The organism is Parafannyhessea sp., assembly GCF_051876455.1.
Classification (GTDB): domain Bacteria; phylum Actinomycetota; class Coriobacteriia; order Coriobacteriales; family Atopobiaceae; genus Parafannyhessea.
In genome coordinates, this window is sequence record NZ_JBJEHW010000092.1 from 1 (window position 1) to 9,613 (window position 9,613).

Below are 9,613 nucleotides of genomic sequence, written 5' to 3' on the forward strand. Positions count from 1 at the left end.
TGTCGACCATCCAGCCGTGGCGGTGCGCAGCGACGGAAAGGCCGCCGCCCACGTGCGCGACGATGACGTTGACCTGGTCATACGTCTTGCCGACGGACTGGGCGAAGCGGATGGCGCACTCCTTCTGGTTGAGGCAGTGCACGTGGCTCTTGCGGTAGACGCCGGGGTAGCCGGTGATGCGGGCGACGTCGTCCAGCTCGTCCGTGTCGGGCTGGTTGACGGCAAAGGCCGGCTTGCCCGTGCGCTTGGCGAACGAGTAGAGGATGGGCGCGCCCAGGATGGCGGGGTGGTTCATGCCGCAGTTGAGCACGTGGTCGCACACGGTCTGGTCGATCGCGAAGATGCCGCCACGGGTGGGCCCCATGCCGCCGCAGTAGCCGCTGAAGGCGTCCATGCTCTCGAGGGCGATGCCAGCGCGGCCGAGCTCGGCCTCCACGGTCTTGATGCGGTAGTCGAGCTGGTCGACGGCACGGTCGAAGCGCGCGAGCTCCTCCGCCGGATGGGTGACGTTGGCGCGCATGAGGCACTCCGGGCCCTCGAACACGGCCACCTTTGTGGAGGTCGAGCCGGGGGAGAGCGTGAGGATCCTGTAGGTCATGGGTACTCCTAAGACGTTTGACGTTTGATGGCCGATGGCAGGGTTGCCGCGGGGCTACTCCGCCGCGGAGAGGACGAGCATCGCGATGTCGCCCAACATCTCCTCCACGGAGGCGCCGCGGGAGCTGTCCGCCACGGGACGGCGGAAGCCGCTGAGCGTGTGGCCGTAGCCCTTGCCGCCCGCGAAGAGCTGGATGGTCTTGATCATGGTGTTGGCGCAGTTGAGGTCGGGGAGCACGAGTACGTTGGCGCGGCCGGCGACGTCGCTCTGGCGCTTGACCTTCTTGGCAGCCACGGCGGGCACGATGGCGGCATCGAGCTGGAACTCGCCGTCGAGGGCGAGGTCGGGCCTGCGGTCGCGGGCGATCTTGAGGGCCTCGCGCACACGCTCGACCGAGGGGCTCTCGCCGGAGCCGTCCGTGGAGTACGAGACGAAGGCCGCGCGCGGCTCCCAACCCATGAGGGCGTGCACGTTGTCGCAGGCCGCGATCGCGATGGAGGCGAGCTCCTCCGCGGAGGGCTCGGGGTTGAGGCCGCAGTCCGTGAGCGCGATCACGTCGCCCTCGGGGCCAGCGAAGCCCGGCACCTGCGCGAGCGCGAGGATGGAGGGGACGTCCACCCCGTCCGCGAGCCCGATCATCATCGAGGCCGCCATGAGCACGTCGCCCGTGGTGTTGACGTGGCCGCAGAACGTGCAGTCCACGTCGCCCAGGTCCTCCAGCACCATGGCGTAGTTGAGCGGCTTCTTGATCTTGCGGCGCGCGCCCTTGGCGGAGACGAGCCGCTCGCGCCCGGCGGACATATAGCGTTCGGCCAGCGCGTCGGCCGCGTCCGCATCGGAGGTGTCCACGAGCTCCATGTCGCCCACGTCGATCCCGGCCTCTGCCGCGGCGGCGCGCACCTCGTCCGCGGGTCCTACCAGCACGGGCTGGGCGATGCCGTCGTCCAGCACGGCGCGCGCCGCACGGAGCGTGTCCGCGTCGGTCGCCTCGGGAAGGGCCACCCTGCGCGGGGACTGCTTTGCCTTTGCTATGAGCTCGTCAATCAGCTTTGCCACGTTCTTCTCCAATCCTTGGAAACTCCCGCCAAGCGTATGCGGCCCCGCCCGCGGCGCACATGGCAGCGGCCCCAAAATGCGGCGCGGTCCCGCGTGATAGACTTGTGCGCGCGTACAACGGGCAAGAAGGACGTGGACGGGGTGGCTGTCGCATGAAGCTGAGGACGATTCTGAGCGAGCTTCCCATCGGGGGCTACGCGGTGCACGACGAGGCCGAGCTCGGCTGGGACATGGTCGTCTCGCCCGTGTGGGGCACGGGTGCCGGCACGCAGGGCGTGATTCGCCTGGGATCCGTGGCGGACCTCGCGCAGGACGGCGCACCGGCAACGGACCAGGGGCTCATGCTCGTGTACGAGCAGCGCGACTCACAGGGCGACGCGGGCGAGAGGGACGCGGGCGGCCGGGTCGACCCCTCCAGCGAGGAGGGCGTGGTGCGCTGCTGGGGCAGGCTCTGCCCGAGCGACTTCCAGGACGCGTTTCTGGGCCTGGTGCGCAGGAGCGGCGAGCTGGCCGCGCGGCGCAACCAGCTCTTCGAGTGCTTCCTGGACTCCTACGACATGCGGCAGTTCGCGCGCAAGGCGGCCTCCGTGCTGGGCAACCCGGTCATCATCTCGAACACGGAGCACAAGGTCCTGGCTCACGCGGGCGAGCTTCCCACCACGGATGACGTGAGGTCCGTGATTAAGGCGGGCTACATCACGCCCGAGGTCGAGCAGCACATGCGCGAGGACGGCATCATCAGCTCCGTGAGGGCCGCGCGGCACTCCATCATGAGCGAGCGCTCGGGTGAGAAGGACCGCTGCGTGACCTCGATCATCTATCACCACCGACTGGAGATGGGTCGCTTTGACGTGTTTGAGGCGACGCACCGCATGACGGGGCTCGACCTCGAGCTCGTGGACTTTGCGAGCGACCTGGCGGGCATCATGATCGACAGGCTGGGCGCGGCGGGCGGCCGCCTGGGCAGGGGATCCTCCATACTGCAGGACGCGCTCGAGGGCACGTTCGTGAACGAGGAGGCGCTGCGCGCGCACCTCGAGCTGCTGGGACTCTCGCCGGACGACGCCTTCGTGCTGCTGCGCGTGCTTGGTCCCCAGGACGCGAACGAGGACTACTACGCGCGTGCGGGCGCCATCGTGCAGCGGACGATGCCGGACGTGGCATGGTGCGTCGCGGACGGTGCGCTCGTCCTTCTCGTCAGCCTTGGCCCGTCCTCGGAGGTGGGCTTCGACGCGTACGAGCGCTGCGAGCGCAGGCTGGGGCGCGACCGCGCCCTTTTGCAGATGCTGCAGAACAACGACATGCGCGCCTACGTGTGCGAGCCGTTTGCCGACCTGGTGGGGATACGCCAGCGCCTGGGCGAGTGCCGCGAGCTGTGCGAGGCCGTGCGGCCGGGCGAGGGGTCGTCGCGGGTCGTGTGCCTGTGGCGCCACCGCTTCGAGGTCGTGGCGCACAACTCAGAGCTCGCGGGCGCGCAGGACATGCTGCTGGACAAGCGCATAGTGGCGATGGACGCCTACGACCGCGCGCACGGCACGGCCTACCTGAGCACGGCCGTGGCGTCCGTGCGCTTCCCGGGGAGCCCGGCTGACGCGGCGGAGGCGCTCTCGGTCCACCGCAACACGTACTTCTACCGCGTGAACAAGATTCGCGACCTCTTCCACGTTGACCTGAAGGACGGGGACGACCGCCTTGCCGTGAGCTTCTCGGCCGCCATCATGGAGGGGCTCGGCGGCGCGCGCTAGCACGGTATCGTCGCATCCCGGCTTGGCGCTGCCGACGTGACCTGACCTCAAAGGAAGGCAGTTGCCACTCTGATCTTTGGTGCAATCGCACAATGGGCTCCAACCTACGCTATCCCCACTTGGCGCGGCCACGGGGGTGGCCGCATGCGTGGAGAGGAAGCCTCATGGCAAAGGTACTGGGCGTGTCGTTTGGCACCAGGAACGGCAACAACGACTGCATCTGCAAGGAGGCGCTCATGGGCGCCGTGGAGGAGGGCTGCGAGGTCGAGTTCGTCCGTGCGCAGGACCTCGACATCCGCCACTGCACCGGCTGCATCGCGTGCGTGAAGTCGCTCATGAGCGGCCGCGGCAACCGCTGCATCCACAAGGACGACTTCGACTGGCTGTTCTTCAAGATGGCCGAGGCCGACGGCATCGTGATGTGCGACCCGATCTTCGAGACGGGCGCGTCCGGCCTGTTCCACACGATCATGGACCGCTTTGGGCCCCGCATGGACACGGGCAACAACGTGATCGCCACCAAGATCGCCCGCGGCCTCGCGGCAGAGGGCAAGCCCTCCAAGGAGCCCGACCCACGCGTGATCTGCCCGGGCAAGCCCGTGAGCTACATCGCCATCGGCGGCTCCGACTGGGGCACGCACGCCCAGTCCGACCACGCCATCCAGTCCATGACGCCCACGTGGAGGGTCATCGACAACGAGTGGGTGCCCTGGAGCAAGCGCGCCCTCATGGACGACGAGGTCGTGGCACGCGCGCACCAGATCGGCGTGAACCTGGCCCGTGCCGCCAAGGACCCGGAGCACGCCCAGTACAAGGGCGAGAAGGGCGTCTGCCCCCACTGCAACGCCAACGACTTCTATCTGGTCCCCGGGACCGACAAGGCCATCTGCTCCGTGTGCGGCCTCGAGGGCCACGTGCACGTGGTCGACGGCAAGGTCGAGGTCGAGTACCGCCACGACGAGTGCTACGACGAGCGCGGGCTCTTCCGCGCGCACGACACGGCCGAGGGCAAGCAGATCCACGGCGAGGACATCGGCCGCATGGAGGGCGAGCTCGCCCAGCTGCAGAAGGGCGACGCGTACAAGGAGCGCGTCAGGCGCTACCGCGAGTTCATCCAGCCGAGCATGCCGGAGCGCTAGCGCACCCAAGGCGAGGTCACGGGGAGAGGGACGCGTCCTTCTCCCCGGCGCCTTGCCTTGACTCCACGCGCGCACAGTGCGCGGCCGCGGCGGCGGGCAATTGTTGTTCGTCTGCACATAGGCACGGCGGGGGCGCGTGGCAAGAATTGAGGAAGAATTCGTCCGCGCACGTGCGCGGTGTAAGGGTTTCGTCTTAGGAGGAGTCCCATGGCACAAGAGCTCGAGACAGACGTCGTCGTAGTGGCCGCCGGCCTTTCCGGCCTGGCCGCGTCCATCGCCGCCGCGGAGGGAGGCGCCCGCGTCATCACGCTCGAGAAGGCCGCCAACACCGGTGGCGCCGCGAACATGGGCATGGGCCCGTGCGCGGCCGGCTCGCCCGTGCAGCGCGCGTCCATGATCGAGGTCACGCCCGGCGAGCTGTTCCGCCGCCACATGTTCTACACCCACTACCAGGTGGACCCGCGCCTCGTCCGCGCGTACTACTTCAAGAGCGGCGACACCATCAAGTGGCTGCAGGACATCGGCGTCGTGTTCAACTCCGTGCGCCCGGCGTTCCGCGCCCGCGAGCGCACCCGCGCCTACGCCGACGGCGAGTACACCTGGCACGTGGTCCAGCCCGAGGACGGCTCCGAGCCGGGCCCGCGCGCTGCCACCACGATGACCAAGCGCATGACCGAGCGCGCCACGGCGCTGGGCGTCGAGTTCATGTTCGAGTGCCCGGGCAAGAGGCTCCTCACCAACGACGAGGGCGCCGTGTGCGGCGTCGTCGCCACCAACAAGGACGGCGAGGAGGTCACGATCTCCTGCCAGGAGGTCATCGTCGCGACGGGTGGCTTTGGCAACAACGCCAAGATGATCCATGACCAGATCGGCTTCGACTGGGGCAAGAACCTCTACTCCTTCGCGGTGCCGGGCATGGACGGCGACGGCTTCAACATGTGCCACGAGGTCGGCGCAGGCCACACGCCGGTCAGCATGGAGATGATGTACCAGCTGCCCGACAACATGAACCACTTCTACGTCGAGGGCGCCTTCCGCCAGCCGTGCTACTGGTGCGACCGCACGGGCGAGCGCTTCATGCCCGAGGACGACATCTTCAACACCACGTTCGTGGGCAACGCGATCAATCACCTGCCCGGCAAGGTGGGCTTCTCGATCTTCGACTCCAAGATGCTGCGCCACTGGAAGAAGGACGGTCCCGACATCGTGAGCCACGTGCACCCCAAGGACCTGTACCAGGGCTTTGACGAGCAGTGGAAGCGCGACCTCGACACGTACCTCGACGGCAACGGCAAGCACGTGATCGCCCAGGCGGACACGCTGGAGGAGCTGGCCGAGAAGATCGGCATCGACCCCGAGGGCCTCGCCAAGAACGTGGCGGAGTACAACGAGATGTGCGAGAAGGGCTACGACGAGCTCTTCGAGAAGGAGCGCGTCTTCATGATGCCGCTGGAGGAGGGTCCCTTCTACGCGTGCCGCCAGTACGTGGGCGCGTACGGCACCCTGGGCGGCGTCCTCATCAACCACAACATGGAGGTCATGACCGACGACTACCAGGTGATCGACGGCCTCTACTGCGTGGGAACAGACGCCTGCACCATCTACGGCGACTCCTACAACTACGCGATTCCCGGCAACACGATGGGCTTCTGCCTGAACTCCGGGCGCATCGCAGGCGAGAACGCGGCGGAGAAGGTCGCGGAGGCCACGGCCGGAGACGACGACTGGGACTAGTTCCCTAGGTAACTGAACGAGGGGGTGCGGTCCCGGGACCCCGGGCCGCACCCCCTTGGCATAGGGCGCAGGGGGCGCCCTGGCGAGAGGAAATTCACGTGAGGCTTACTATCGACGGTACGGAGGTGGAGGCGCGGGAGGGCGCGTCCGTGCTGGACGCGGCGCTCGACGCCGGCATCTTCATCCCACACATCTGCAAGCATCCCGACCTCGAGGCGGTCGGCGGCTGCCGGCTCTGCTCCGTGGTCGTGGACGGGGAGGGCCTGGCCGTCCCCGCCTGCAAGACCGAGGTGCGCGAGGGCATGGTGGTCGACTCCCACGCCAAAGCGGCGGAGGACGTGCGCCGCATGGCGATGGAGCTCATCCTGGCCACGCACCCGTCCGACTGCACGGGCTGCCCCAAGTTCGGCGTGTGCGAGCTGCAGAGCATGTACCAGTTCATGGGCGTGTCGCCTGCCCGCTGGCGCTGCCGCACCCGTCCCGTCCCGACGGACGACTCCAACCCGCTCATCACGCACATGTTCACGCGCTGCATCAGGTGCGGCCGCTGCGTGCGCGCCTGCCGCGAGCTGCGCGGCGTGGGCGTGCTCGACTACCAGCGCACGGAGGACGGCATCCGCATCGGGACCGACGGCCACGTCTCGCTCGAGGAGGCGGGCTGCCGCTTCTGCGGCGCCTGCGTGGAGGTGTGCCCCACGGGCTCGATCGTGGACGTGCTCGGCCTCAACAGGCCCGAGCGCTCCCGCGAGGACAACGTGGTGCCGTGCCGCTCCGGCTGCCCCGCGCACATCGACATCCCGCGCTACCTGCGCCATGCCAAGGCGGGGGAGTGGGAGAAGGCCACGGCCGTCGTTCGCGAGCGCGTGCCCTTCCCCAACACGCTGGGCTCCATCTGCACGCACAACTGCCAGGGCGAGTGCAAGCGCAACCACCTGCACGGCGCGCTCTCCATCTGCCGCCTCAAGCGCGCGGCCGCCGTGCGCGACACGGGCGAGTGGATGGCCCGCACGCGCCACGACGCCCCCACGGGCAAGCGCGTAGCCATCGTGGGCGCCGGACCCGCGGGCCTCACGGCCGCGTACTACCTTGCCGAGAAGGGCCACTCCGTCACCGTGATCGAGGCGGAGGCCGAGGCCGGCGGCCAGCTGCGCTACGGCATCCCGGCCTACCGCCTGCCCGACGAGGTGCTCGATGGCGAGATCGACACGATCCTCAAGGTCACGCAGGCAGACGACCCGGAGCCGCGCGTCCGGATCCGCTGCGGCGAGCGCGTGCACTCCCTGGACGAGCTGCGCGCCAACTACGACGCGGTCCTCGTGACCGTGGGCACGTTCGACGGCACCGTGCTGCCCACCCCGGGCCACGAGCTTGCGGGCGTCATCCGCAACACGGACTTCCTCAAGGCGTCCCGCAAGGGCGAGCCGATGGACGTGAGCGGCCGCGTGGTCGTGCTCGGCGGCGGCAACGTCGCCTACGACTGCGCCCGCACCGCCATCCGCCTGGGCGCCCAGAGCGTGGACGTGTGCTGCCTCGAGGCGGAGGCGGTCATGACCTCCACGCCCGAGGAGCGCGAGGAGGCCGCGGAGGAGGGCGTGACGCTGCATGACGCGTATGCCTTCTCGTCCATAAACGAGGACCCGGACAACCCCGGCCACGTTGGCTCCATGACCATCCACAAGATCGCGAAGTTCTACTTCGACGAGGACCACCGCCCCGTGACGGAGCTCGTGGAGGGCGGGGAACTCACCCTTCCAGCGGATCACGTGATCTTTGCCGTGGGGCAGAAGCCCGAGGACACCCGCGACATGGGCCTCGAGCTCACGCACGGCCCGTACGTGGTGGCGGATTCCGACCACCGCACGAGCGTCGAGGGCGTCTTCGCGGCTGGCGACGCCGTGACCGGCACCAAGTCCGTCATCGCCGCAATCGAGGGAGGACGCGAGGCGAGCCAGGCGATCGACCGCTTCCTGGGCGGCGACGGCGACATCTCCGAGGTCCTTCTCGACGAGGACCCCGTCCAGCCGCACATCGGCAAGGCCCCCGAGGGCTTCTACGACGGGCCTGTCATGCCCAGGATTGCCGCCGCGAGCGAGCGCAGGGGCAGCTTCGAGCCCTACGAGTGCCCGTTCTCGAAGGACGAGGCCGAGCGCGAGGCCTCGCGCTGCCTGCAGTGCGACCTGAGGCTCACGCTGACCAAGCCGCTTCTTTGGAACGAGTACTAGGGGGGATCCGCATGGCACGTATCGTCAACTTCATGCCTGCCTACGCGCAGGCACCCGCAGCGCTCACGCTGCTCAGGCGCGACGTGGACGCCGCCGTCAGCAAGGCCGCGTCCGAGGGCGCGCGCGTGGTCCTCCCGGCGGGGGAGGACGCGCTCTGCCAGGCCTTCGAGTCCGCCGGCGTGGCCGTCGCCCGCGCGGACGCGTCGTTTGGCTACGTCTACGGCAACGACACCGCGGCGCGGCGCCTCTTTATGGGCGAGAAGCCCATACCCTCGGCCGTGACCGGCTCCTGCGAGGACGCCCTCGTGGGCGGCGAGGCCTGGCTTGCCGGTGACGGCGCACAGACCAAGCTCGTGTGGCTGAACGACGCCGCGGAGCCCGTGGAGCTTCCCGTGCGCACGACGGCCGCAGATCTTGCCAAGGCCGCCGGCGTCGAGGGCGCCAAGGCCGTCTACCTGGGCTATCCCCAGGGCGACGTGCTGCCTGCGGACGCGACGGAGGTCACGCTCGCGTGCGACGTCGTGCGCGTGCTCGGGCCGGAGGACTGCGCGGCCAAGGCGCTCGACCGCATCTGCCAGGAGTACCGCCACGAGACCTGCGGGCACTGCGTCTTCGGCCACGAGGGCTCGTTCCAGATGGCCGCCGTCATGCACGACGTGTGCCGCAGGCATGGCCAGCCGGGCGACGTCGAGCTCCTGCAGGACCTCGCGCCCGTGATGGAGGAGCAGTCGCTCTGCGAGGTGGGCCGCACCATGGCCAAGACCGTGCGCCAGGCGCTCGCGCTCTTTGGCGACGAGGTCGCCGCGCACTACACGCGCAAGGCCTGCCCAGCCGGCGACTGTGACGCGTATAAGACGTACCACATCCTCGTGTCGCGCTGCACCGGCTGCGGCGACTGCCTGGAAGCCTGCGAGGACGCAGCCATCATGGGCAAGCCCGGCTTCGTGCACGTGGTGGACCAGCGCAAGTGCACCCAGTGCGGCCGCTGCCTGGAGGCCTGCAAGGAGGGTGCCGTCGTGATGGCGGGCAACAAGAAGCCCAAGACGCCGCCAAAGCCCATCCCGGTGCGCCGCAAGAAGTAGCGACAAACGGCGACGACAGCCGACGCAAGGCCACACA

Annotated in this window: 6 protein-coding genes and 1 pseudogene; 5 read left to right on the forward strand and 2 right to left on the reverse strand. The window is 68.9% G+C overall.

Annotated elements, in window-relative coordinates; all coding sequences use genetic code 11:
* Together ACI38Z_RS04195 and ACI38Z_RS04200 are read right to left on the reverse strand one after the other, a co-directional pair.
* Positions 1–598 (reverse strand): annotated as a pseudogene (locus tag ACI38Z_RS04195) (butyrate kinase); the annotation flags it as partial.
* A 54-nt stretch (positions 599–652) separates the two neighbouring features.
* Positions 653–1,654 (reverse strand): phosphate acyltransferase, encoded by a 1,002-nt coding sequence (locus tag ACI38Z_RS04200; RefSeq protein ID WP_439788935.1) that lies wholly within the window; start codon positions 1,652–1,654, stop codon positions 653–655.
* 152 nt (positions 1,655–1,806) lie between these two features.
* Here ACI38Z_RS04200 and ACI38Z_RS04205 point away from each other — a divergent pair, with 152 nt between their 5' ends.
* The 5 genes from ACI38Z_RS04205 (at position 1,807) to ACI38Z_RS04225 (ending at position 9,576) form a co-directional block, all read left to right on the forward strand.
* On the forward strand, positions 1,807–3,399 hold the full coding sequence (locus ACI38Z_RS04205; protein ID WP_439788936.1) for a PucR family transcriptional regulator: 1,593 nt from the start codon (positions 1,807–1,809) through the stop codon (positions 3,397–3,399).
* Between the two features lie 164 nt (positions 3,400–3,563).
* Positions 3,564–4,538, forward strand: a complete 975-nt coding sequence (locus ACI38Z_RS04210) for a flavodoxin family protein (RefSeq protein WP_439788937.1) — start codon at positions 3,564–3,566, stop codon at positions 4,536–4,538.
* Positions 4,539–4,745: 207 nt separating this feature from the next.
* Entirely contained in the window at positions 4,746–6,272 is a 1,527-nt protein-coding gene (locus tag ACI38Z_RS04215) for an FAD-dependent oxidoreductase (RefSeq protein ID WP_439788938.1), read from the forward strand.
* Positions 6,273–6,370: 98 nt separating this feature from the next.
* Entirely contained in the window at positions 6,371–8,494 is a 2,124-nt protein-coding gene (locus ACI38Z_RS04220; protein ID WP_439788939.1) for an FAD-dependent oxidoreductase, read from the forward strand.
* An 11-nt stretch (positions 8,495–8,505) separates the two neighbouring features.
* Complete coding sequence (locus tag ACI38Z_RS04225) at positions 8,506–9,576, forward strand: NADH-ubiquinone oxidoreductase-F iron-sulfur binding region domain-containing protein (RefSeq protein WP_439788940.1); 1,071 nt, start codon at positions 8,506–8,508, stop codon at positions 9,574–9,576.
* The last annotated feature ends 37 nt before the right edge of the window (positions 9,577–9,613 follow it).